Here is a 24,006-nt window from a genome sequence, read left to right as displayed (position 1 = left end):
CGATCCAGCCACCTGACCCGATTTTTTGATCTCTCTATAAACGATTACTCCTAGAACGATATCAATAAGTTACATTTTTATTTTAGGGAGCATCATGTACGAATACTTACAATTCTCACTTGGCGTATTGCCATTAGTGATAATGATCATTCTGATTTTGAAAATCAAAATGCCCATTCATCATTCCGTCCTGATCACCCTGGTGATCACGGCAATATTGAGCATGACGGTCTGGCACATGCCGTTACAAACACTCGGGTCAGCCATTGGCTATGGGGTGATAAAGGGCTTATGGCCTATCATTATTGTGATTCTGGGGGCGATTTACAGTTATAACCTGATGCAAGAAACACGCAGCATGGATGTTCTGCGTGACGTACTGGCCAGCATCAGCGACGACAAGCGTATTCAGGTGCTGTTGATTTCCTGGTGCTTCGGCGGCTTCCTTGAAGCGGCAGCAGGCTACGGTACCGCCGTGGCGATTCCTATCGGTATTCTGATTGCGCTGGGTTTTAACCCACTAAAAGCGGCCATCGCCTCATTGGTGGCAAACACCGTGCCCACCGCCTTCGGTGCCGTCGGTATTCCGGTGTCGATTTTGGCAGAGCAGGTCCACCTGCCGGTCACCGCCCTCGGCGGCACGATCATTTTGCAACTGGCGTTGTTCAACATTCTGCTGCCGTTTGTGATTATTGCCATCATCGGCGACGGTGTGAAAGCGATAAAAGGCGTGGTGGGCATCACGCTGGTGTGTGGGATTACCACCCTAATCCCGCAGTATTTTGTCGCCGTTCACCTGGGTGCAGAGCTGCCAGCGTTTGCAGGCAGCCTTGTCAGCCTTATCGCGGTCGCGGCCATGGGGCGCGCACGTAAAGGGCAAACCGACCCGCGCTATCTTATTCAGAATAATACCCGCTCAGGGGCGTTGCCTTCAGGCCGTGAATTGCTGAAAGCCTGTTCTATTTATATGCTTATTTTTACCTTTATCCTGCTTTGTTCGCCGTTATTCCCCGGCATTAAGCAGGTTGTCGGGCAGGTGACCTCAACGCTGTCTTTCCCGTTACCGCAAGGAAAAGCGCTGTCACTGAAAATCGACTGGATAGCCACACCGGGTGTGCTGATCATTATTGCGACCCTGCTGGGTGGTTTCATTCAGGGTGCCACGTTAGGCAAGATGCTGAGTGTGTTAGCTAGCACGATTAAGCAGTTGAAAAACTCGATTATTGCTATCACCACTATCGTCGCGATGGCGACCATCATGGATGTCAGTGGGCTTATCGCCACGCTGGCGCAGACCATGGTGAATCTCACGGGGGGTGCCTATGTCTTTATCGCGCCTATCATCGGTGCGCTGGGGACGTTCGTCACCGGTAGCGATACCAACTCGAACGTTCTGTTCGGCAAGTTGCAAACTGTCGCGGCAGAAAAACTCCATATTGACCCCGTCTGGCTGGCGGCTGCTAACACCTCCGGGGCAACCGGCGGGAAAATGATCTCCCCGCAGAGTATCGCTATTGCGGTATCCGCCACCCGAATGGACGGACAAGGCAGCGCCATTATGGCCAGTACGCTGAAATACTGTACCGCCTATATCCTGATTCTCGGGCTAAAAGTCGGGCTGTTTTATTATTTATTTATGTCTTAAACCTGTTTATGTCCTGAACCTGTTTGTTTTTCCGAATAATCAGCGTCAGACAATAACGTCTTATCATAAAAACAAGCCTATATCCTGTATTGGAGAGATGTCGTGAATGTTAACTTTTTTGTGACCTGTATCGGCGACGCGCTGAAATCACGCATGGCACGTGATTCGGTGCTGTTGCTGGAGCATTTAGGCTGCCAGGTTCATTTCCCTGAAAAACAGGGATGCTGCGGTCAGCCCGCGCTCAATAGCGGCTATGTGAAAGAAGCCATCCCGGGGATGAAAAACCTGATTGCGGCGCTGGAAGAAAACGACGACCCGATTATCTCCCCGGCGGGTTCTTGCACCTACGCTATCAAAAGTTACGCCTCCTGGCTGGGTGATGAACCGCAGTGGGCGAAACGCGCTGAGAAGGTCGCCGCGCGGATGTTCGACCTGACCTCGTTCATCGTCAACACGTTGGGCGTCGTCGATGTGGGCGCGCGTTTACCCGGCAAAGCGGTTTACCATCCGTCCTGTAGTCTGTTTCGCAAAATGGGGGTGAAAGAAGAACCGCTGGCGCTGCTAAAACAAGTCGACGGTCTGACGCTGCTGCCGTTTCAGGCACCGGAAACCTGCTGCGGTTTCGGTGGTACCTTCTCGGTAAAAATGGCGGAAATCTCCGGTGAAATGGTGAAAGAAAAAGTGGGCCATATTATGGATGCCGAGCCGGATTACCTGATCGGTGCCGATGTCAGTTGCCTGCTCAATATCGGCGGACGTCTGCAACGCGAAGGACGCCCGGTCAAGGTGATGCATATCGCCGAAGTGTTGATGAGCCGCTGAGGAGGTTACCCATGTACTTAAAAACCAGCGATGTTGCTTTCAAAGCGCGTATCAAGCAGCAGATAGACGACCCCATTATGCGTAACGCCGTTGCCAACGCGCAGGAGCGCATCGGTGCCAACCGCCAGAAAATGGTGGATGAGTTGGGGCATTGGGAAGACTGGCGCGAGCGTGCCAGCCAAATCCGTGAACACGTACTGGCTAATCTGGATGCCTACCTCTACCAGCTCTCAGAACGCGTCAGCGCTAACGGCGGTAACGTCTTTTTTGCCAAAACCAAAGAGGACGCGACGGATTACATTCTGCGTGTCGCCCAGTCGAAGCAGGCGAAAAAAGTGGTCAAGGCCAAATCGATGGTCACCGAAGAGATTGGCATGAACCACGTGCTGCAGGAAGCCGGTATCCAGGTGATTGAAACCGACCTTGGCGAATACATTCTGCAGCTTGATGGCGATCCACCGTCACACATCGTGGTACCGGCGATTCATAAAGATCGTCACCAGATTCAGCGTGTGCTGCGTGAAAAACTGGGCTACGACGGGCCGGAAACCCCGGAGGCCATGACACTGTTCATCCGCCAAAAGATCCGTCAGGATTTTCTGAGTGCGGAAATCGGCGTCACCGGCTGTAACTTCGCCGTGGCGGAAACCGGTTCCGTGTGTCTGGTGACCAATGAAGGTAACGCCCGCATGTGTACCACCCTGCCGAAAACACACATCGCGGTGATGGGGATGGAGCGTATCGCGCCAACGTTTGAAGAGGTGGATGTGCTCATCACCATGCTGGCACGCAGTGCCGTCGGCGCACGGCTAACCGGGTACAATACCTGGCTCACCGGCCCACGCGAGGCAGGTAATGTGGATGGCCCGGAAGAGTTCCATCTGGTGATTGTCGATAACGGCCGATCCACCGTGCTGGGGTCGCAGTTCAAGGACATATTGCGTTGTATTCGCTGCGGCGCATGCATGAACACCTGCCCGGCGTACCGTCATATCGGCGGTCACGGCTACGGTTCTATCTACCCAGGCCCTATCGGCGCGGTCATTTCTCCCCTGCTGGGTGGTTACGATGATTTTAAAGATCTGCCTTACGCCTGCTCGTTGTGTACCGCCTGTGACAGCGTATGCCCGGTCCAGATTCCGTTATCGAAACTGATTCTGAAACACCGCCGGGTCATGGCAGAAGGTGGGCTCACGCCCAAAGGCGAGCAGAGCACGATCAAGCTGTTCGCTTATGCCAACAGCCACCCGACGTTATGGAAAGTCGGCATGATAGCGGGTGCCCGTGCCGCCAGTTGGTTTATCCGGGACGGGAAACTCCCCATTAACATCGGCGCCATCAGCGAATGGACACAGGCACGCGACTTGCCGCCCGCCGATGGTGAAAGTTTCCGTTCCTGGTTTAAAAAACACAAAGCGCAGGGAAATAAATGATGAATCATAGAGACGCATTTTTAGCCGACATCGCCAACGCACTGGACCGACCGGTTCGTCATCTTCCGTCGCCGCCGCCGGTTCCTGCGCATGACCATGCCCAGACCCGTCTGACTGAACTTAACGCGCAGCAACGCTGTGACGCGTTCATTGAATGCGCCACCAACGTCATGCTGGCGCATTGTGAATTGACCACCGAGGCGGATGCCGCGGAGGCTGCATGGCGTTTATGCGAACGCTATGGCCGCGAGCCCGTCATCCTCAGTGGCGATGAGCGACTGGTCGCGTTGGGGATCACCGCCCGGTTGCAGGAAGCCTGCCACGCCGTGGTGTGGGATCCTGCGCGGGGAGACGAAAATATCCGGCTGGCTGAGCAAGCCAAAGTCGGCGTGGTCTACGCGGAATATGGGTTAACGGAATCGGGCGGCGTGGTGCTATTTTCCACCCCGGAGCGCGGCCGTGCGGTCAGCTTACTGCCGGAGTCGTCAATTTTTGTGGTACGCAAGAGCACGATTTTGCCGCGTGTCGCGCAACTGGCGCACCATCTGCATCAGTTGGCGGAGCAAGGCACCCGTATGCCTTCCTGTATCAACCTGATAGGCGGCCCCAGTTCCACCGCCGATATCGAACTTATCAAGGTGGTCGGGGTACACGGCCCGGTTAACGCCGCGTATCTGATTATCGAAGACTGTTAATTGCCACCATTAATTGCCACTATCCCCTTGCCCGATGCTACTTGAGCACCGGGCAAGGGCTATGCAGCGTTTACTGCCTCAAGCCCGGTACTGCTACAAGGCCGGTTATCCCGCTATCCGCGTTACCCGTCTATCTGATCCATCGCCTGCATAATGCGTTTATCAGAAATGGGATACGGCGTGCCCAGTTGTTGGGCAAAATAGCTGACACGCAACTCTTCGAGCATCCAGCGGATGGCTTTCACGTCATCATCATCGCGTCGTTCCGGCGGCAGCTTATTCAGCCACTGTTGCCAGGCCTGCTGCACCTGCTCGACTTTCAGCATCTGCGCCCGATCGCGGTGAACATCCTGCGCCAGTTTATCCAGCCGACGCTCAATGGCTTGCAGATAACGCAGCACATCCGGCAACCGCTTATAGCCGTTATCGGTCACGAAACCGCGAAATACCAACCCGCTCAACTGACTTTTGATGTCGCTTAACGCCAGTGCCAGCGCCATGTCCACCCGGCCTTTCAACCGTTTATTGATGTTGAACACCGTGGTGAGGATCTGCTCCACCTGACGAGCGATATCCACCACCGTATCGTTCAGTTCCGCCCGCACACGTTCGTGCAGCTGTCGAAACGCCGCTTCCTGCCACACCGGGCCACCGGCTTGTTCCATCAATTTGTCCACACCGCAGGCGATGCAATCGTCAATCAGCTCCAGCACCTTGCCGTAAGGGTTGAAATACAGCCCCAACTTGGCCTTATTCGGCAGTTTCTCGTGCAGGTATTTAATGGGTGACGGAATATTCAGCAGCAACAGACGGCGCTGACCACGCCACATCATCTGTTGTTGCTGGTGCGGCGAATCAAACAGACGGATTGCCACGCTGTCTTTTTCATCCACCAGCGCCGGATAGGCTTTTACCGCATAACCGCTCCGTTTTTGTTCGTAGCGCTCCGGTAAATCGCCAAAACTCCAGATGTGCAAATCGCGTTGCTCGATGCCGTCATCCGCCACCGCCGACAACGTCTGTTGCACCTTCTCCTGCAACTGATTTTTCAGCGCTCGCAACTGCTTGCCTTCCCGCAGCGTCCGGTTTTTCTCATCCACCACCCGGAAGGTAATTTTCAGATGATCGGGCACCTGATCCCACTGCCAGGCTTCGCGATCAACCGTGACACCGGTCATCAGGCGTAACTCACGCTCCAGCGCCTCCAGCAACCCTTTTTCCAGTGGGGTGACCCGCGCCAGAAACGCTTGCGCGTAGTTAGGTGCCGGCACAAAGTTACGCCGTATCGGTTTTGGCAATGACTTGATCAACGCCACCACCAGATCACGCCGTAACCCTGGGATCTGCCATTCGAATCCGTCTTCTTTCACCTGATTCAACACCGGCAGCGGGATATGCACGGTTACGCCGTCCGCATCCGCGCCCGGTTCAAACTGGTAGGTCAGCCGTAACCGCAACTCACCCTGCTGCCAATGGTTCGGGTAATCCAGCGCGCTGACACGCTCCGCGCCATCTTTGATCAGCATTGCCTTTTCGAAATTGAGCAATTCCGGGTTGGCTTTGGCGGCCTGCTTCCACCAGCTATCGAAATGGCGGCTCGATACCACATCCTGCGGCACACGCTGGTCGTAGAACGCAAACAGTGTCTCGTCATCCACCAAAATATCGCGACGACGGGATTTGTTTTCCAGTTCCTCCACTTCCTGGCGTAATTGCTGGTTAGCCCGGAAAAACCCGTGTGAAGTTTGCCAGTCGCCTTCCACCAGTGCGTGGCGAATGAACAGTTCACGCGACACCACCGGGTCGATAGCGCCATAGTTCACTTTACGGGCGACCACCAGCGGCAAACCGTACAGCGTGACCTTCTCCTGCGCCATCACCGCGCCCTGCGCTTTTTCCCAGTGCGGATCGCTATAACTGCGTTTGATAAGATGCTGCGCCAGCGGTTCGACCCATTCCGGTTCGATGCGGGCAGCGATACGCCCCCACAAACGGCTGGTTTCCACCAGTTCCGCCACCATCGCCCACTTCGGCGGCTTCTTAAACAAACCGGAGCCAGGGAAAATGGCAAACCGGGTGTTCCGCGCGCCGCTGAATTCCTGCTTATCGACGTCCTTTTGACCAATATGTGACAACAGCCCGGTCAGCAACGCGCAATGCAGGCTGCGGTAATCCGCCGGTTCGCTATTCACCGGGAAGCCCAGCTCTTTTACCACCTGACGCAATTGGGTATAGATATCCTGCCATTCCCGCACCCGCAGGTAGTTGAGGTAGTCGCTACGGCACAGCTTGCGAAACTGGCTGGATGACAAGGCTTTTTGCTGTTCCTGCAGGTAGTCCCACAGGTTGACGAACGCCAGAAAATCGGACTCTTTGTCGGCAAACCGGCGATGTTTTTCTTCCGCCGCCTGCTTTTTCTCTACCGGGCGTTCGCGTGGGTCCTGAATCGACAACGCGGCGGTAATGATCATCGCCTCACGTACACAGCTGGTCTGTCGTGCTTCCAGCACCATACGCGCCAGACGAGGGTCAACCGGCAGTTGCGCCAGTTGCCGCCCCTGCGGGGTCAGGCGATAGCGGCCGTCATCGCTGGTGTGAATCGCACCCAGCTCTTCCAGTAACCGTACCCCGTCCTGAATATTGCGCTTGTCCGGCGCTTCGACAAACGGGAAGGCCGCGATATCCCCCAGCCCCAACGCCGTCATCTGCAAAATGACCGAGGCCAGGTTGGTACGCAGAATCTCCGGGTCGGTAAATTCGGGCCGGGAGAGAAAATCCTGCTCAGAATAAAGGCGGATACAGATACCCGCCGCCACACGGCCACAACGCCCTTTTCGCTGGTTGGCGGAAGCCTGTGACACCGGCTCAATCGGCAAGCGTTGCACCTTGGTGCGATAGCTGTAACGGCTGATGCGCGCCGTGCCGGGGTCAATCACATAGCGGATACCCGGTACCGTCAACGACGTTTCTGCCACATTGGTCGCCAGCACGATGCGACGCCCGTGGTGAGACTGGAATACCCGGTTCTGCTCCTGACTGGAAAGACGCGCGTACAGCGGCAAAATCTCTGTGTGCGGCAAATCGAGCTTGCTTAATGCATCGGCCGTATCGCGGATTTCCCGCTCGCCGCTCATAAACACCAGAATATCGCCCGGCCCTTCGTGACACAGCTCATCCACCGCATCCAGTATCGCCTGGAGCTGATCGCGGTCGCTGTCTTGCGCTTCTTCCACCACCGGCCGATAACGCACGTCCACCGGGTAGGTACGCCCGGACACTTCGATCACCGGCGCACTACTGAAATGGCGCGAAAAACGCTGCGGGTCGATGGTCGCCGAGGTGATGATCACCTTAAGGTCCGGACGTTTCGGTAACAGTTGTTTGAGGTAACCGAGAATAAAATCGATATTGAGGCTGCGTTCGTGGGCCTCATCAATGATCAGCGTGTCGTACTGCATCAGCAGCCTGTCCTGCTGAATCTCCGCCAGCAGGATACCGTCGGTCATCAACTTGACCAGCGTGTTGTCACCCACCTGATCGTTAAACCGCACCTTGTAACCCACGGTGCTGCCCAACGGGGTTTCCAGCTCGGCGGCAATGCGGTCCGCCACGCTGCGGGCCGCCAGTCGACGCGGCTGGGTATGGCCTATCAGACCGGTCACGCCGCGCCCCAACTCCAGGCACATCTTCGGCAACTGGGTGGTTTTACCTGAACCGGTTTCCCCGGCCACAATCACCACCTGGTGATCGCGGATAGCGCTGAGGATCGCCTCACGTTTCTGGCTGACCGGCAACGCCTCTGGATAATGGATGGTCGGCAGCGACGTCCTGCGTTGTTCTACCCGCAGGCGAGCCGTGTCAATCTCCTGACCAATTTCCTGCGCAATCGCCACCTGTGCCTGTGGATTCCCCACTTTCATCGCGCCTTGCAAACGGCGACGCAAACGTTGCCGGTCACGTAGCATTAAGGCATCAAGTTGAGGTTCTAACGCATGGAGAGGTGATGTCACGGTGCAATTCCTTACTGTCTGATTCCGGGGGGGCGTCGCCATACCGAACACGTATGGGTTATGGCCGCTGTCCGGTGCCGCTGGTCGGCAAGCATCGCCTGATGGTTACCCCAAAAAACGGTTACCAGAAAAAATAATGACCAGCGCAACATGGCGAAAACACAAATTCGGGCGGCGGCATGGTATCACATTGACGGCGCAGGCTATATGCCATCAAAAGGGATTCTGCCGCGCTATCTCTCACCCCTCTCACCCTTCATTCAATAAAATCGAACAAAGAACTCGAAATATTGCGCTATCCCGTTGCCCATAACACACCTATGATGCATTCATACGACGACAACGTTCGTTCTGTCACACTTAACAAGGAATAGGCAATGAGCAAAGTACTCGTTCTGAAATCAAGCATTTTGGCTGACTTCTCTCAATCCAACCAGTTGGCTGACCACTTTACCGCCTCCTGGCAGGCAGCACACCCTGCTGACACCATTACCGTTCGCGACCTGGCCGCTCAGCCGGTACCGGTGCTGGATGGTGAGCTGGTTGGTGCAATGCGTCCTTCCGACAAACCGCTGACCCCGCGTCAGCAGGACGCGCTGGCGCTGTCCGACGCTCTGATCGCCGAATTGCAGGCGCACGACGTTATCGTGCTGGCCGCCCCGATGTACAACTTCAACATTTCAACCCAGTTGAAGAACTATTTCGACTTTATCGCCCGTGCTGGCGTCACCTTCCGCTACACCGAGCAAGGACCGGAAGGTCTGGTGAAAGGCAAACGCGCCGTGGTACTGACCAGCCGTGGCGGTATCCACAAAGATACCGCAAGCGATGTGGTCGCACCGTACCTGCGCCTGATGCTGGGCTTCATCGGCATCACCGATGTCGAATTTGTGTTTGCGGAAGGTATCGCTTACGGCCCGGATATGGCTCAGAAAGCGGTGGCTGATGCTAAAGAACAGCTGTCTCAGTTGGCATCTGCATAATACTCCCCGTCCTTCTTCACGTTGCCGGTGCGTTGGCTGGCCTGCAACGTGAATGATTTGGGGTATATAACAAATTAATGACCCTCATACTCGCCGCCGTGTTGCCTGATTATTCCTTTTTATGGCACACGGCGTTTTTTTATGACTTGTCTATAACGACTACTCGTCTATAACGACGCCTTTACTACCCTGGGTTTTCTTTATCTGCTCACCGGCGCGGTTACCGGCGCTATCGAGCAGTTGTGCCGTTTCTTTATCCGTGTGAATACGAATGTCGTGTTCAATATGCACGTTCATGTTGATGGTAATCGGCTCCTTTGGCGCCGCCACCTCAATGCGCGGGGTGCAGCCGGTTAGCAACACGGCCGTTATCGCGACACAGGCTGTTCTCATCTCGTCCTCTTACGGCTCATCACCTTACCATTCATCATCGATTACTCAGCGACCTGTTGTTCCAGTGCCGCCTTCAGATTGTCGCCAAAACGCAGGCTGCGCCATAACTGGAAGATGTTTTCCTGCTGGCGATAATTGAGCACAATGTCACGCCGTGACAGATCATTCATCACGCTTTGCCCCGTAATGCGCGACACCAGCGACAACTCTCCGTTCTGACTGATATCGACCGTCACCCAGGAACGTCCCACTTCCAGATAGCGCAACCAGGCTACAGCAGTGGCATTGGCGACACTGTTTCGCGCCAGTTGGTCCGCCAGTTGCGAATCCAGCTCTATGGTCAATGGCGTATCATTGGTGAATTTGCCGTCTTTGACCAGCATTGACGGGTGGCTGAAGTTCAGCGGGAGTACGCCGCTCACCCGGCCGGACATCGACAGTTTCTTCACCTTCAGGCCACTCACCAGTTCACCAATATCAATCCCTTGTAGCCGTAATATCGCCGAATCATGCGCTGGCAGGCGCAACGGCGATAACGACAGGTGCCCTTCCAGCACATCCAGGTCCAGCTGCGCCAGCGTAAACGGGTGACGCTCACTGTAAGGATAATAGCCGTACAGTTGTATATCGACGTTTTGCATCGGGAACAGGCTATCGAGCCGGCTAATGCGTAACGCCACCGGACGGGAAATGCCCAACTGCCAGCGATGATTTTCGAAGCGATACGGCAGCACAAAGTTCACCCCGCTGACTTCGCCATCCTCCAGCCAGGCACTGGCGTTTTTCACCACCCAATGCCCCCCGGCGCGGAATCCCTGTCCACGAGCGGCGGAAAACGCCGCTTGTGCGTAAAACTGCCCGGTACGAATAGCCAGTTGCCAACGTGGCGGTAACAATGTCTGGAATACCCGTAACGGCTGAGGCGCCCACCACCCGTTACCACGCAGCCGTTGTCCGTCCCAGCGACCGTTAAGTCGAATAGGGCCGACCGCCTGCGCCTGCAACTGACCATTCCATTGGAAATCCTGCAAATTGCGGCCATGAATATCCAGCGCCAGTTCGGTGGCGGGCAGTGTGCCAGCACCGTGAAAATTCACCTGCTTCGCCGCCAATTTCAGTGCGCCACGCAACGTTCCCGTCGTGGGGTCGCGTCGCCAGCGCAGGGGGTCGGTCAGCGTCAGCCTCGGCTGTTCTACCGTCACCACGCCGTAACGCAGTTGATTAAGACCGCTGGACAACGACTCGACGTCAATCTCATTGTTCTGCCAGCGCCCCTGACCTGCGATATCCCATCGGCCTTGCAACGGCGGCAACTCGCCCTCTCCCCAATAACGCCAGCGCCAGTCACCGCTGTCTGGCCAAAACTGCTGCGCCTTACCGTCAAGGTGCAAGCGAAAGCGCCCCCAGTACCGGTCGCGTACGTTGACAATCGCCTGTAACCTGCCGCTCACACCTTGTCGGGTAACCTGAATTCCCGCCAGCGGCCAACGCGCTTCCTCTAGCTCCACGTCCGGACGCGGCATTCCCCAGGCCCGTAACAGCGCGCCCGGTAGCAACGCCACGGTAGGATCAAGCACCGCCCCTTTCACGGTACCCGGCAATGACGCGAAAATGGACAAGTCAGGCAAATTCACTTGCCCGGTAAACTGGAAGCGCATATCGCTGTCGGTCAGCCCCAGCAAACCGGGTCCCAGCGACAGCACGGCGTTAGCGCGGCCATGATGGCCCTGGGTCAGGATATTGAGGCGTGCTTCCAGCCGCAGTGGATCGCGCGGTTGCAACAGATCATACAATGTCAGCGAAACGCCGCCGGTCAACGGCTGGCTGGCATACGGCCAACGCCAGCGCCCGTCCTGAATACGCAGGTTGCCATCACTTATCCGCCACGGCAGCGTCAGCAGCGGTTCGTCCATTGACGCTACACTGACCGTCAACTCGCCCTGATTGCCCTGCCAGCGCAACACCGCACTGGCCGGTTCCGGTAACCGTAATGGTAACCCGACGCCTTGCACCTCCCCCCGTTGCGGCAGGCGGTTAAGCGTTGGTGCCAGATGCATCGCACCGTTGATTTGTAGCGGTGTTTCTTGCGGTGCCGTGCGCATCAGGCCTTGATGTAGCGTCAATTCAGCGCCACGCAGTTCGGCCTGCACCTGTAGCTGGTCGCTTTGGATACGGAGTTGCTGGCGCGATGCGTCGGTAGACAGTTGCAGACTTCCCGCCTCGGGCAGCCAGGGGGTGAGTGCAACGTGGTGCAGAATCAATTCGGTTTCCGGCAACCACTGTTGCCACTGCGCTAATCGAGGTGCCGTCATCGCGGAAGAGGCAGGCCACTGCCGCAAACACGCCGCATCCAGCGTCAAGGCTTGCGCCTCCAGGTGCCAGCGCCCTTGCCGATAACGCACCAGCAAACCGGACAGCGTCGCTGGCTGACACGATGCCAGACGCAGTTGTACATCGGGCAACCAGAATCCCCCCTGACGCCAGCCGGGCGTGTCATTCAACGCCACACTCACACCGACAGGCAGATAGGGCTGCAATACCACGGGCAACCAGCGCGGCATCGTCAGGCAGGCGATGATTCCCCCTAGCGGCAGCGCAACGATCAGCAGGGTCAGCCATCGGGTACAGCGTATAAACGTCAGCATGGATTATGTTTCAGGGTGTTCTGGCTATCATCATTTTTATCATTCAGTGCGAATTGTTACGATTAATGTGCTAAATGTCACCATTCAGTTCACATTACCCAGCAAAATCCGTACATACCAATTACCTGATCATGATAAAATTTTTACATAAGCGCAGTATCTGACTACGCTCCGCCTCTGATGGCAGGCACGGTGGCGACGCCCGTACACCGCGTTCCTGCCCGGATTATCGATTCATCAGCATTGTTGATTATTTAGACAATATGGACTCGCTTTACCCTTCAATATCGCAAAAAGGGATGCTTCATGCGTAAAAATTACCCGGTAAGCCAACGTCAGTATCCGCTGGATGCCAACACCAAACTGATGTCGGTCACCACCCCTGATAGCCTCATTACTTACGCCAACGCCGATTTCATCAACGTCAGCGGCTATGAGCCGGAAGAACTGATGGAGCAACCGCATAATATTATCCGCCATCCGGATATGCCACCGTCGGCCTTCGCGGACATGTGGAATACGCTAAAAGCCGGAAAAATCTGGACCGGTGTGGTCAAAAACCGTCGCAAGAACGGCGATCACTATTGGGTACGCTCCAGCACGACGCCGCTAAAGCGCGACGGCAAGCTGGTCGGTTATATGTCGGTACGCACTGCCGCTACCACAGACGAAATCAGCCAGGCGGAAGCACTCTATGCTCAGGTGAATCAGGGTACCCTGAAAAACCGCACTTTTCACCACGGTTTGGTGGTGTATACCGGTCCGCTGAAATGGTTGAGCATGTTCAAAACCATGCCGCTGCGCTGGCGTATTCGCAGCTATTTTGGGCTGCTGGGGCTGATGCCGCTGGCTATCGCTTTCGCGCTGCTGCCGAAAACGGCGTTGGTATGGGGCGTGTTTGCCGCCTTGATCGCCTGCGCCTGCCTGTTCTGTGAACTGCTGGTACAGCATATCGCCAAACCGACGGAACTGATCCTCGATCAAGCGATGCGCTCTGCGTCCGGCCAGGCTAACAGCCTGACTCAGCTTAACCGTGCTGATGAGATAGGCATGCTAATGCGCGCCGTCAATCAATCCGGCATGAACTTCCGCACCTTTGTCGATGACGTCAACGTCAACCTGCATGAACTCAAAACCGCGTGTAGTGAAATCGCCCAAGGTAACCACATTTTGGCCGAATGCTGCGAGAAAACCGAAGAGAGCCTGCAACAAACCGCCGCTTCGGTCGAACAGCTTACCGCGACCATCAAAAGCAATGCCGACGCGTCGCTACGCGCCTCGCAATATGCGCAAGACGTCAATCAGGTCGTCAATGTCGGCGAGCAAGCCGTTTCGGAGGTTGCCAATACGATGGATGCAATCACCCGCGCCAGTGAACGCATCACCGATATCATCAGCGTGTTGGATAATCTGGCATTCCAGACCAATATTCTGGCTGTCAACGCCGCCGTAGAAGCTGCCCATGCCGGGGAGCAAGGTAAGAGTTTCGCGGTGGTCGCCAGTGAGGTTCGTTCGCTGGCGCAGCGCAGCGCCTCCTCCGCCAAGGACATCGCGGCATTGATCGACAATACGCTCTCCAGCATCCGCGCCGGCGACCAGCAAGTGGCTCACACCAACCGCTCGATGAACAACATTTTGGTCAAAGTGCAGGAAGTGACGCACTTGATGAATGACATCAGCCTGGCCACTAAAGAACAGTCTCAGGGGCTGCAGCAGATCAATGACGCAGTCAATCGCATTGACGAATTGACCCACCAGAATACCGCGCTGGCGAGCCAGTCCAACTCCGCCACCGGGCACCTGCAGCAGCAGATCGCCAGCATGGCGCAAGCCATCTCGGTATTCGGCGCCTCAAAGTAAGTCACACCATCCTTGTCATGAAGGAGGGGAAATTACCCCTCCTTTTTTGTTGTTTTCAACCATACCGCCGCCCTGACGTTTTCATCCCGTTATCATGATGGTAGTAACAGTTTGTCTGTTTATGGTTTTCTGCTAGCTTATTCTGGTTGCCATCATCACGGCAGGTGATAAAACCACCTATGACAGATGCGCAACCGACAATACCCTGTGGAGAGACCATCATGAAGCTGGCGATTTACAGCACCAAACAATACGACCGCAAATATCTGGAACAGGTAAACCAACAGTTCGGGTATGAGCTGGAGTTTTTCGATTTTATGCTGAGCCCGCGCACCGTCAAAATGGCGGCGGGATGCGACGCGGTTTGCATTTTCGTCAACGATGAAGCCGGGCGTGAGGTGCTGACCGAGCTGGCGAATACCGGCATCAATATCCTGGCGTTACGCTGCGCTGGTTTTAACAACGTCGACCTGGAAGCAGCCCGCGAACTGGGAATTCGGGTGGTGCGTGTACCGGCCTACTCACCGGAAGCGGTAGCAGAGCATGCGGTAGGCATGATGATGAGCCTCAACCGCCGCATTCATCGCGCGTATCAGCGCACCCGCGATGCCAATTTCTCACTGGAAGGGTTAATTGGATTCAACATGTACCAGCGCACGGCGGGGATTATTGGCACGGGGAAAATTGGTATCGCCACCCTGCGTATTCTTAAAGGATTCGGCATGACGCTGCTGGCACACGACCCTTACCCGAATCCACTCGCACTGGAACTGGGCGCAGAGTATGTCGACCTCGATACCCTGTATGCCCGCTCAGACGTGATTTCACTGCACTGCCCGCTGACACCGGAAAACCATCACCTGCTCGACCAGAATGCGTTTGCACGCATGAAAAATGGCGTGATGATCATCAACACCAGCCGGGGTGGATTGATTGACTCTCAGGCCGCCATCGACGCGCTCAAACAGCAGAAAATCGGGTCGCTGGGCATGGATGTGTATGAAAACGAACGTGACTTGTTTTTTACCGACAAATCCAACGACGTGATTCAGGATGACGTGTTCCGTCGGCTTTCGGCCTGCCACAATGTGCTGTTTACCGGTCATCAAGCCTTTTTGACAGAAGAAGCATTGACCAGCATCGCCGACACCACCTTGCACAACATCCAACAACTTAGCGAAGGCGTACCCTGCCCCAATCAGGTCAATTCGTGATCACACTGCCGGTGGCGTCATGCTGCCGGTTTACTTACCTGCTTGCTTACCTGCCGAATGACTCGCCGGGATCACCCCGCCGGGCAATGACCGTTCATTAATGAGGTTTCGTCGCAGCGCTTGCCATTCGCCAACAGGCAAGTACCGATGCTGGCCCCACTCAACTGGCGCGAAACCCCCATGCGCCCACCGGCCAGCGTGCAGTTCACCGCGGCCGGGGTCTCCTGCCCTTGCCAGGCCGCCCGTTGCGGCGCGACCGACTCCTGCATTTGCGTCGATTCAGATTGTCCGCCACTACATCCGCTACTACAGACCACCAGCATCAGCGCCGTGCCCACCACCAGCCATTGCGGCATCATCATATTCTTGTCGACTCCTATATCGTGAGTGTGAGAAAGCATGAATGTGAGAAGCAATCCGTCCATTTTATCGCTAAATAGGGGAATACGGCATAGTCCTATTTACTTCTCTTTTCAAGCGCTGTTTATGGCGTAAAACGTCATCGGTTGCCCCCATTTTTGCCTCTCATGTTTTTACTCACGGTAAGTAACAAATACAATTATTGTCAGGGTGATAAATTATATGTCCTTATTTTTCAGTGAATAAAGACAGCCATTCGTTGGTCGATTAATGGTTAGGCTGGTAATCAATCAGCCTAATTGCCAACGGGAGTAGATAATGGCACCTGTGAGAAAACGTTTTTTTGACATGCATGTCTCAACCAAGCTGTATCTGGGTTTTGCCATCATTTTATTTTTAGTGGTTATGTCCTCAGCACTGAGTATTTACCGTTTTTCAACCATCAAAGCGTACGACGGCAAGAACGACCTGATGCATACCGTCATCATGGATATTTTTCAGGTCAAAATTGCCAGAACAAAGTATTTCGTCAGCAATGACAATGAGCCTTACGACACCATGCTCAGCTATAACAATGACCTGGCTAAAAACCTTGAACAGGGTAACCAGTTATACCGTGAAAGCGAGTTCAGGCAGCCGCTGGCCCAGATGCAGAAACACCAGATTGCCTTGCAGCAGTCCATCAGTGAAATGGCGCGCGCCAAACACGCGCTTAGCGACGCCTACACCCAGTTTAACGGTATTTCAGTCGATGCCGCCCTCTCCCGCTTTCGCAGCAGCCTGACAACCATCACGTTTCCATCCGATAACGACCGGGAAAAAGCCATGGATTTCATCCTGGCGGTCGCATCTTACAAAGCAACGGCCGATGCGGTAGTGATTGAACATACTCCCGCTGCGCTGAATATGCTGCAAAGCCGTTTTGGCGATCTCGAAAAAAACTATCGCGACCTTGCCGCACAATTTCCTGCCGACAAAAAAGCCGCGCTGGATGCATTCTGGGGAAATGTCGTTAACCTGAAAACCGGTGCGGAAAATGACCTGGCGGCGTACCAGACGTTGTCGAACGCGGAAGCCGCGGTGAAAACCGACGGCGACAACGTCAGTAATATCGCCAAAGAGGTCATCAAGCGCCTGAATGAGATCAACACCACACTGACCAACAACGCCATCACCGGTACGGCGGCCTTCGCCCTACTGGCACTGGTATTCGGCCTACTGGTGTCACGCTATATCACCCGCCAGATTACCCAACCGGTATCCCACAATCTGGTACTGGCAGAGCGCATCGCCAGCGGCGACCTGACCGCCCGTATCGAAACCACACGTCATGATGAGCTGGGCCAGTTGACTACCGCCATGGCCGGGATGACCGAACGGTTGCGTCAGATGATCGGCAACATCCGTGATAGCGTGAGCAACGTAGCAGCGTCTGCCGCACAAATCGCCCACGGCAACCATGAACTGTCGTCCCGTACCGAGCAACAATCCGCCGCTGTCGTCCAGACCGCCGCCAGCATGGAACAGCTGACCTCAACGGTGAAAAACAACGCCGACAACGCTCGCCACGCCAGCCAGATTGCGGCGGAAGCCTCCAAAGATGCTCAAACCGGTGGTGACGTGGTACAAAACGTGGTCAATACTATGAACGACATCGCCGTCAGTTCGAAAAAAATCGCCGATATTACCGACGTTATCAACAGCATCGCCTTCCAGACGAATATTCTGGCGCTTAACGCCGCTGTGGAAGCCGCGCGTGCCGGAGAACAAGGGCGAGGTTTCGCCGTCGTCGCAGGCGAAGTGCGCAATCTGGCACAACGCAGCGCGCAGGCCGCACGTGAAATCGCGGATCTGATCACCGATTCGGTTCGTCGTATCGATACCGGCTCCATGCTGGCCTCAGAAGCCGGTGACGCGATGCAGAAAATCCTGCGCTCAGTTTCTCGCGTCAACGACATTATCGGTGATATCGCCGCAGCGTCGGATGAACAGCGCCGTGGAATCGAACAGATCGCCAGTGCCGTGAGTGAACTGGATGTCACCACCCAGCAAAACGCCTCGCTGGTTACAGCATCCGCGTCCTCCGCCAGCTCGCTGGAGGAACAATCCGTACAGTTGGAAACACTGGTGAGCCATTTCCGGCTAACGCAGGATAATCAACCGTTAGAGAATCGACGGTTAGATAATAAATATTTAGGAAATAAACAGTTAGATAGACAGCCGTTATTGCCCCGTACCGCCTTGACGGCCAGCCCCCGCAATTCGTTATCCACATCGAGTCAGGCTACATTGAATCAGGCCACACTGTCGTTAAACCACAACCGTCGCCAGAACCAGCAGGACTGGGAAAGCTTCTGAGTCAGCCGGTTTGTCATCAGACAGCAGCGCTACTCAGTAATAAAAAAACCGGCAAGGACGCCGGTTGATCAGTCAAACCATGATGGTAAATCAAGCTATGATGCACCGTCACGGCATCATGCCGTTGCCCTCGTTCGCGGGTTAACGATCCTCAATCGAATGCATCTCGACTTTTTCTGCCAGTGACACTTCCACCTTGATGTCATCGGTCAGCGTCAGCATCGCCTTTTTGTCCATGCTCACCACGGCACTACGCTGTGGGATGAGGAACTGCCGCACGCTCTCGCCTTCAATCATGTCTTTGCCATTCTCAACACCATGCCGGGCCGACAGCAGATAATTCACCATCCCGTTATAGGTGATCCGATACCCACCATCGGCAGGTTCCACCCGGTAGTTAAGGGTAATTTTCGGCAATGCTGCCTTATACGTACCGCGAATTTCATCCCAGCGTGCCGGGTTACCGGTCAAATAGACAGAATCCACCCAGTTAGTCTGGCCCTTCAACACATGGCTCGTATCGTAGGTAAAGTAATACGGCGAGATAAATGTACTGTTCAGGCTCGTTGTCTTGGTACGGAATACCGAGCATCCTGACAACATCGCCGTGACCGCTACGGCCAGAAGCAGTTTCTTCATGGGTATTGTTCTCTTTTCGCCAACAGTTTCAGCCCGGGCAAGGGCCATACCGTGTCTTGTCATGGCCTGTCGCACAACGCATGCAGGCACCGGGTCCTGTCCACAGGATAGCAGTGTTCTCCCCCGTCGATGAGAGGAAAAAGGGGCAAGTCGGGGGATAATTATCCGTATCGGCAAAGGCCATCGATTATCCCCACCCTACCTATCTGTTTGCTGAGCCACCAGCAAACGCGTCTGAATAGTGTATTCAGCCACAAACGATAATATAACGCCATCGTTCTTCTCATGACGCTGAAATATATCCACCTCAGTGAGCAATAACGCTGAAGCGGCTTCCCATTCATCCTGCTGGCGTTAATTTTTATCATTGACGTCAGCTAACACGCTTATTAAACGCCTATGAAAAAGAATAACACCACCCGGAAACAACTCTTCGTCGTGATAAAAAAAACGCGGTCATTTACGAAGAAAACGGAAATAAACTCCCAGTCACGACAAAATAACTCAGAAGCCAATAATACAGCATCTGGTTATTCTACTTTGCCAGCAACCGGGCCAGACAATATTCGATCATCCGCACCGGAATCCGCACGGCCATCATCAGCGCCAGCCGCCGCCAGCCAACCGACACCGCCTACAACGCCACCGGTGACAACGGTTCCGCCGCTGCCTAAGTTTTCCCCACCACAGACGCCCACGCCGCCTGTGGAAGCACCGACACAGCCTGCGGCAACCAATACCACCCCACCCAGCCAGCCGACGCCTGCACCGACTGCCTCCGCGCCCACCACCGAACCGGCCGCACCGCAAGAACCGGCCTCTGCGCCATTTGCACCTGATTACGCCGCCGCGGGAAGCCAGTTAAGTAAGCTGATGTCCGGCATGGCAGCACCGTTGTCGCGCCTGGCAGGCACCGTACCGGGATTACTCTCGTCCGCATCGGCATCTTTGGTACAGGCAGCCAAAGGTAAGGCCGTTGAATCCAAACCAGTTCCTGGCGAATCTCAGGCTTCGCCTGTCGACGTTAAGCCGGTCGAAGTTGACGTTAAGATTAATTCCATCGCACCGACCTCATCATCTGATTCGTCAACACCGACTGCTGCTGCCGCATTATCAAATAATGCAACAGCATCGACGCCTAAACCTATTGCAACGGTAACCTGGAACCCTGCTACCACCATAAGTTCGCTGCAACGCAAAGCTAAAAAAGAATCTATAGGTTATTGCGCCAGAGCCGTTGTAGATGCCATTCAGGCTGGTGGAACAAAAATAGAAAGAGCGCCTGCGGCGAAAGATCTTGGTTCCAAACTCATTGCCGCTGGTTTTACCGCCGTATTCTCCATGCCTAGGCCATCAAAAGAATATGACCGCAGCAAACTGCTTCCCGGTGACATAGTTATTCTGGAAGGGTTTAAGCAGGATATAAAAGCTGGGATCAAAAAAGACCACCCATTTGGCCATGCTGCCATGTACGACGGCAGCAAATGGATTTCTGACTTCAATCAACCCGGATTCTATCCCGGCTCTGATTACCGAGCAGCTCGGCCCGGATACACCATTTATAGAATGGTTACCACACAGGCCCAAATTGACGCGATTAACGCATCTCAAAATACCGAACCGGCTTCCCACACAGCAGTATCGACACCTCCGGCAACAGTCACTCAGGCTACACGGTCATCTACATCAGCACCGATATCACGGCCTACAGCGCAGACACCGCAACCGTCTGCAACCGTCGCTCGTACTGCACAGCAAACAGTGAGTCCTTCTGTACCATTAACACGCTCTACTGTTTCTAATTCTAATCAATCGGGAAATAAGCCGATATCATCGGATCAAGACTTTCTTAAAGAATTCAACATAGATATATCCTTCTTGAGGGAGTCAGAAGGTATGAGAACTGACGGGTATGTTCCTTTAAATAAAGATGGCACTCCTGTCGAAAATTCGGGAGTAACCATAGGAATGGGGATTGACTTAGGTCAGCGGGAAGCAAAAGATTTAATACGCGATGGTGTACCCAGTAGCATTGTAGAAAAGCTTAAACCCTACATGAAATTAAAGAAAACAAGTGCATTACAGAAAATACGAGAAATGCCACTAAGATTAACCTCAAATGAAATAAATATACTATCAAATATCTATATTCAAAAATCACTGCAGTCCTTAGAAACTGAGTTTGACAACGAAAGTAAAGGTGTGAAATTCTCACAATTACCTGTAAATACGCGAACCATGATTTTAGATTTAGCACATCAATATGGGAATTTAAAACTGAAAACGCCCAAAACATGGGGATTTATAATAAACCAGCAATGGGATGAGCTGGTCAGAGAGCTAAACAATTTCCACGATAAATACCCAACCAGAAGAGGAAGGGAAGCCGCACTAATAGTGGATGATATTAATAACGGGAGAATATAACTCCTCCTGATGCAGGTGGCCGCTTAAACGGCCACCTGACGTTACCCATTATCAGGTTTATCCTTCCACCAGACTCCCCTTGCACGCACTTAATGGTACACTTAGCCCCCAGCAATGCTGGAGCACCGGCCCCATGAACACGAGCTACCGTTAAATGTCAGAAAATCAATCTGTTACACCTAAGCAGCAGTACAACCTCAACAAATTACAAAAGCGTCTGCGTCGTAACGTGGGCGAAGCGATTGCCGATTTCAATATGATTGAAGACGGCGATCGGATCATGGTCTGCCTGTCCGGTGGCAAAGACAGCTATACCATGTTGGAGATCCTGCGTAATTTGCAGCAGAGCGCACCGGTGAACTTCTCGCTGGTGGCAGTGAATCTGGACCAGAAGCAGCCGGGGTTCCCGGAGCATGTGCTGCCGCAGTATCTGGACAGTATCGGCGTTGAATATAAGATTGTGGAAGAAAACACCTACGGCATCGTGAAAGAGAAGATCCCGGAAGGGAAAACCACCTGTTCACTGTGCTCTCGCCTGCGTCGCGGCATTCTGTATCGCACTGCCACCGAACTGGGTGCCACCAAGATAGCGCTTGGCCACCACCGCGATGACATCCTGCAAACGCTGTTTCTGAACATGTTCTACGGCGGCAAACTGAAAGGCATGCCACCCAAACTGGTAAGCGATGACGGTAAGCATGTCGTTATTCGCCCCCTGGCGTATTGCCGTGAAAAAGACATTGAGCGCTTTGCGGATGCACGCCAGTTCCCGATCATCCCGTGTAATCTGTGCGGTTCACAACCAAACCTGCAACGTCAGGTGATCAAAGACATGCTGCGCGATTGGGATAAACGCTACCCCGGCCGTATCGAAACCATGTTCAGCGCCATGCAAAATGCGGTGCCATCGCATCTGTGCGATACCGCCTTGTTCGATTTCAAATCGATCCGTCAGGGCAGTGCTGTCGTGGATGGCGGCGATTTAGCGTTCGACCGTGAAGAAATGCCGCTACAACCCGCAGGCTGGCAGCCGGATGAAGATGACGAAGATAACACCCGGCCACTGGAACGTCTGGACGTGCTGGAGATTCGCTAGTTTTCGCATTTACCGATTTAACAACGCAAGTGGTTGATCGGCGGTGTGATGGCCGCCGATACGTTCACTGCCAGCCTGCGTTTTATTGCAATGGTTGTTTAATCGCTGGTTTCAACGTAAACACGACAGTCTTCGACGCCAACCCCAGATAACAACATCGTCAAATTACAGGCAAAAAAAAGCCGACGAAACGTCGGCATGGTGTGAATTAATTGTGCTATGCAGTAATTCAAAAAAGGAAGTAAGACAATATGGAGCGCAACGCCCATCGCTTGACGTTGCATTCACCTGCGGGATGCATAGTGCCGCAGGTGGGGGCCAAAAATGTTGATATTGCTCAATATTGACAATGGTTTTTATCTCCGCCACCGGTTGTGTGATATTTCACGCAATAATTCCACCGTGCCACTCACAACCATTTACTGCGTTTTAACCACCAGGCAACGCCGCCCACTAATAACACCAACATCAGGCAAAATACGCCAAAACCAATACCGCTATTCGCGCCAGGAATACCGCCCAGATTAACGCCAAATAATCCGGTCAGAAAGGTGGTGGGCAAAAACACCATCGCCAGCAACGACATGGTATAGGTGCGTCGGTTCATGGCATCCGTCATCAACGAGGTAATTTCATCAGCAATAACGGTGGTTCGCGCGATACTGGCATCCAAATCCTCCAGCCCGCGGCCAAGGCGCTCGGCGATTTCCTGCATGCGACGGCGATCGTCATCCTGCATCCAGCTAAATTTTTCACCGGACAGGCGCGAGAAGATATCACGCTGCGGCGTCATATAACGGCGCAACACAATCAGCTGCTTACGGATCAGCGCCAGCTCACCGCGCGGTGGAATGCGCTGTTCCAGTAACGCATCTTCCAAATCGATGATTTTCTCATGCAGCTCGTCAATGAACTCACTGGTGTGGTCGGTTAATGCCTCAGCGATGGACACTATCCAGTCGCCGCTGTTGGCAGGCCCGTTGCCCTCTTTCAGGTCGCTCATTACCTCGTCGATCGCCGCGACCTTGCGGCGTCGGGTAGAAACAATCAGCCGCTCAGAAATAAACACCCGGATAGCGACCAGTTCGTCCGGCCGCTCATTGGGGTTGTAGTTGATGCTGCGCAGGGTCACCAGTGTACCCTCGCCCAGCCGGACCACGCGGGGCCGGGCACTTTCGCCCGCCAGCGCATTGCGTACGCTATCCGGTAACAGGGTGGTTTCGTGCAACCAGCGCACGCTGGCCGATTGTGTCGAGTCGAGGTGCAACCAGACGGGTAACCCTCCGTCCTCTCCCAGCCCACTCTCTGCCAACGGCAGAATGCCGCCCTGTCCATCCAGTTGATAGGTAAAAACCGCCCCCATATGCTGGATAGCGTTACTGTCCATCACGTCCACACTTCCTCTCCTGACTTCACTCCTGCTTTG

At 54.4% G+C, this 24,006-nt stretch carries 17 protein-coding genes; 10 read left to right on the top strand and 7 right to left on the bottom strand.

From position 1 onward, the window contains the following. Positions 1–94: 94 nt before the first annotated feature. The 4 genes from FGI04_RS06540 to FGI04_RS06525 all read left to right on the top strand — a co-directional run bounded on the left by FGI04_RS06540 (position 95) and on the right by FGI04_RS06525 (position 4,595). Positions 95–1,645, top strand: a complete 1,551-nt coding sequence (locus FGI04_RS06540; protein ID WP_407336459.1) for an L-lactate permease — start codon at positions 95–97, stop codon at positions 1,643–1,645. Between the two features lie 102 nt (positions 1,646–1,747). Then, a complete protein-coding gene (locus tag FGI04_RS06535) occupies positions 1,748–2,467 on the top strand; it encodes a (Fe-S)-binding protein (protein WP_342701068.1) in 720 nt (239 codons plus the stop codon). 11 nt (positions 2,468–2,478) lie between these two features. Further along, a complete protein-coding gene (locus FGI04_RS06530) occupies positions 2,479–3,900 on the top strand; it encodes a LutB/LldF family L-lactate oxidation iron-sulfur protein (protein WP_407273330.1) in 1,422 nt (473 codons plus the stop codon). After that, complete coding sequence (locus FGI04_RS06525) at positions 3,900–4,595, top strand: LutC/YkgG family protein (protein WP_407274745.1); 696 nt, start codon at positions 3,900–3,902, stop codon at positions 4,593–4,595. The genes FGI04_RS06530 and FGI04_RS06525 overlap by 1 nt, the downstream gene beginning before the upstream one ends. 122 nt (positions 4,596–4,717) lie before the next feature. Here the strand turns inward: FGI04_RS06525 and hrpA are convergent, their stop codons facing one another. Next, complete coding sequence (gene hrpA, locus FGI04_RS06520; RefSeq protein ID WP_407336458.1) at positions 4,718–8,605, bottom strand: ATP-dependent RNA helicase HrpA; 3,888 nt, start codon at positions 8,603–8,605, stop codon at positions 4,718–4,720. A gap of 377 nt (positions 8,606–8,982) precedes the next feature. On the opposite strand from hrpA, the gene FGI04_RS06515 reads away from it, so the two are divergent. Beyond that, positions 8,983–9,588 carry an FMN-dependent NADH-azoreductase gene (locus tag FGI04_RS06515; RefSeq protein WP_342701070.1) on the top strand — a complete coding sequence of 202 codons (606 nt, stop codon included), beginning with the start codon at positions 8,983–8,985 and terminating at the stop codon, positions 9,586–9,588. Between the two features lie 159 nt (positions 9,589–9,747). Here FGI04_RS06515 and FGI04_RS06510 read toward each other — a convergent pair whose 3' ends face one another. Together FGI04_RS06510 and FGI04_RS06505 are read right to left on the bottom strand one after the other, a co-directional pair. Beyond that, complete coding sequence (locus FGI04_RS06510) at positions 9,748–9,981, bottom strand: YnbE family lipoprotein (protein ID WP_016942440.1); 234 nt, start codon at positions 9,979–9,981, stop codon at positions 9,748–9,750. A gap of 41 nt (positions 9,982–10,022) precedes the next feature. After that, positions 10,023–12,626 carry a YdbH family protein gene (locus tag FGI04_RS06505; protein ID WP_407339930.1) on the bottom strand — a complete coding sequence of 868 codons (2,604 nt, stop codon included), beginning with the start codon at positions 12,624–12,626 and terminating at the stop codon, positions 10,023–10,025. A 306-nt stretch (positions 12,627–12,932) separates the two neighbouring features. Between FGI04_RS06505 and FGI04_RS06500 the strand changes: the two genes are divergently transcribed. Together FGI04_RS06500 and FGI04_RS06495 are read left to right on the top strand one after the other, a co-directional pair. After that, a complete protein-coding gene (locus FGI04_RS06500; RefSeq protein ID WP_342701072.1) occupies positions 12,933–14,486 on the top strand; it encodes a methyl-accepting chemotaxis protein in 1,554 nt (517 codons plus the stop codon). Between the two features lie 221 nt (positions 14,487–14,707). Further along, positions 14,708–15,700, top strand: a complete 993-nt coding sequence (locus FGI04_RS06495) for a 2-hydroxyacid dehydrogenase (protein WP_342701073.1) — start codon at positions 14,708–14,710, stop codon at positions 15,698–15,700. Between the two features lie 71 nt (positions 15,701–15,771). Here the strand turns inward: FGI04_RS06495 and FGI04_RS06490 are convergent, their stop codons facing one another. Next, positions 15,772–16,062: a putative hemolysin gene (locus tag FGI04_RS06490; RefSeq protein ID WP_407321506.1), complete on the bottom strand. Its 291-nt coding sequence runs from the start codon at positions 16,060–16,062 to the stop codon at positions 15,772–15,774. Between the two features lie 316 nt (positions 16,063–16,378). On the opposite strand from FGI04_RS06490, the gene FGI04_RS06485 reads away from it, so the two are divergent. Further along, positions 16,379–18,418 (top strand): methyl-accepting chemotaxis protein, encoded by a 2,040-nt coding sequence (locus FGI04_RS06485; RefSeq protein ID WP_407336456.1) that lies wholly within the window; start codon positions 16,379–16,381, stop codon positions 18,416–18,418. Positions 18,419–18,559: 141 nt separating this feature from the next. Here FGI04_RS06485 and FGI04_RS06480 read toward each other — a convergent pair whose 3' ends face one another. Next, positions 18,560–19,057, bottom strand: coding sequence for a hypothetical protein (locus tag FGI04_RS06480; protein WP_342701076.1), 498 nt, complete (start codon positions 19,055–19,057; stop codon positions 18,560–18,562). A 530-nt stretch (positions 19,058–19,587) separates the two neighbouring features. After that, complete coding sequence (locus FGI04_RS06475; RefSeq protein ID WP_407321508.1) at positions 19,588–19,845, bottom strand: hypothetical protein; 258 nt, start codon at positions 19,843–19,845, stop codon at positions 19,588–19,590. A 94-nt stretch (positions 19,846–19,939) separates the two neighbouring features. Between FGI04_RS06475 and FGI04_RS06470 the strand changes: the two genes are divergently transcribed. Both FGI04_RS06470 and ttcA read left to right on the top strand, forming a co-directional pair. Continuing rightward, positions 19,940–21,484 carry a pesticin C-terminus-like muramidase gene (locus FGI04_RS06470; RefSeq protein WP_407321509.1) on the top strand — a complete coding sequence of 515 codons (1,545 nt, stop codon included), beginning with the start codon at positions 19,940–19,942 and terminating at the stop codon, positions 21,482–21,484. 154 nt (positions 21,485–21,638) lie between these two features. Then, entirely contained in the window at positions 21,639–22,580 is a 942-nt protein-coding gene (ttcA, locus tag FGI04_RS06465) for a tRNA 2-thiocytidine(32) synthetase TtcA (protein WP_407321510.1), read from the top strand. Positions 22,581–22,989: 409 nt separating this feature from the next. Here ttcA and zntB read toward each other — a convergent pair whose 3' ends face one another. After that, positions 22,990–23,967, bottom strand: coding sequence for a zinc transporter ZntB (gene zntB, locus FGI04_RS06460; RefSeq protein ID WP_253000796.1), 978 nt, complete (start codon positions 23,965–23,967; stop codon positions 22,990–22,992). Between the last annotated feature and the right edge of the window lie 39 nt (positions 23,968–24,006).

This window comes from Dickeya ananatis (genome assembly GCF_019464615.1).
Lineage (GTDB): Bacteria > Pseudomonadota > Gammaproteobacteria > Enterobacterales > Enterobacteriaceae > Dickeya > Dickeya oryzae.
Note: the sequence above shows the minus strand (reverse complement) of the source record. Positions and strands in the feature narration are given on the sequence as shown.

Coding starts and splice junctions, on each gene's coding strand:
- FGI04_RS06540 (WP_407336459.1), top strand. CDS start 95: ATGTACGAATACTTACAATTCTCACTTGGCGTATTGCCATTAGTGATA.
- FGI04_RS06530 (WP_407273330.1), top strand. CDS start 2,479: ATGTACTTAAAAACCAGCGATGTTGCTTTCAAAGCGCGTATCAAGCAG.
- FGI04_RS06525 (WP_407274745.1), top strand. CDS start 3,900: ATGAATCATAGAGACGCATTTTTAGCCGACATCGCCAACGCACTGGAC.
- FGI04_RS06515 (WP_342701070.1), top strand. CDS start 8,983: ATGAGCAAAGTACTCGTTCTGAAATCAAGCATTTTGGCTGACTTCTCT.
- FGI04_RS06510 (WP_016942440.1), bottom strand. CDS start 9,981: ATGAGAACAGCCTGTGTCGCGATAACGGCCGTGTTGCTAACCGGCTGC.
- FGI04_RS06505 (WP_407339930.1), bottom strand. CDS start 12,626: ATGCTGACGTTTATACGCTGTACCCGATGGCTGACCCTGCTGATCGTT.
- FGI04_RS06500 (WP_342701072.1), top strand. CDS start 12,933: ATGCGTAAAAATTACCCGGTAAGCCAACGTCAGTATCCGCTGGATGCC.
- FGI04_RS06495 (WP_342701073.1), top strand. CDS start 14,708: ATGAAGCTGGCGATTTACAGCACCAAACAATACGACCGCAAATATCTG.
- FGI04_RS06490 (WP_407321506.1), bottom strand. CDS start 16,062: ATGATGATGCCGCAATGGCTGGTGGTGGGCACGGCGCTGATGCTGGTG.
- FGI04_RS06485 (WP_407336456.1), top strand. CDS start 16,379: ATGGCACCTGTGAGAAAACGTTTTTTTGACATGCATGTCTCAACCAAG.
- FGI04_RS06480 (WP_342701076.1), bottom strand. CDS start 19,057: ATGAAGAAACTGCTTCTGGCCGTAGCGGTCACGGCGATGTTGTCAGGA.
- FGI04_RS06470 (WP_407321509.1), top strand. CDS start 19,940: ATGGCAGCACCGTTGTCGCGCCTGGCAGGCACCGTACCGGGATTACTC.
- ttcA (WP_407321510.1), top strand. CDS start 21,639: ATGTCAGAAAATCAATCTGTTACACCTAAGCAGCAGTACAACCTCAAC.
- zntB (WP_253000796.1), bottom strand. CDS start 23,967: ATGGACAGTAACGCTATCCAGCATATGGGGGCGGTTTTTACCTATCAA.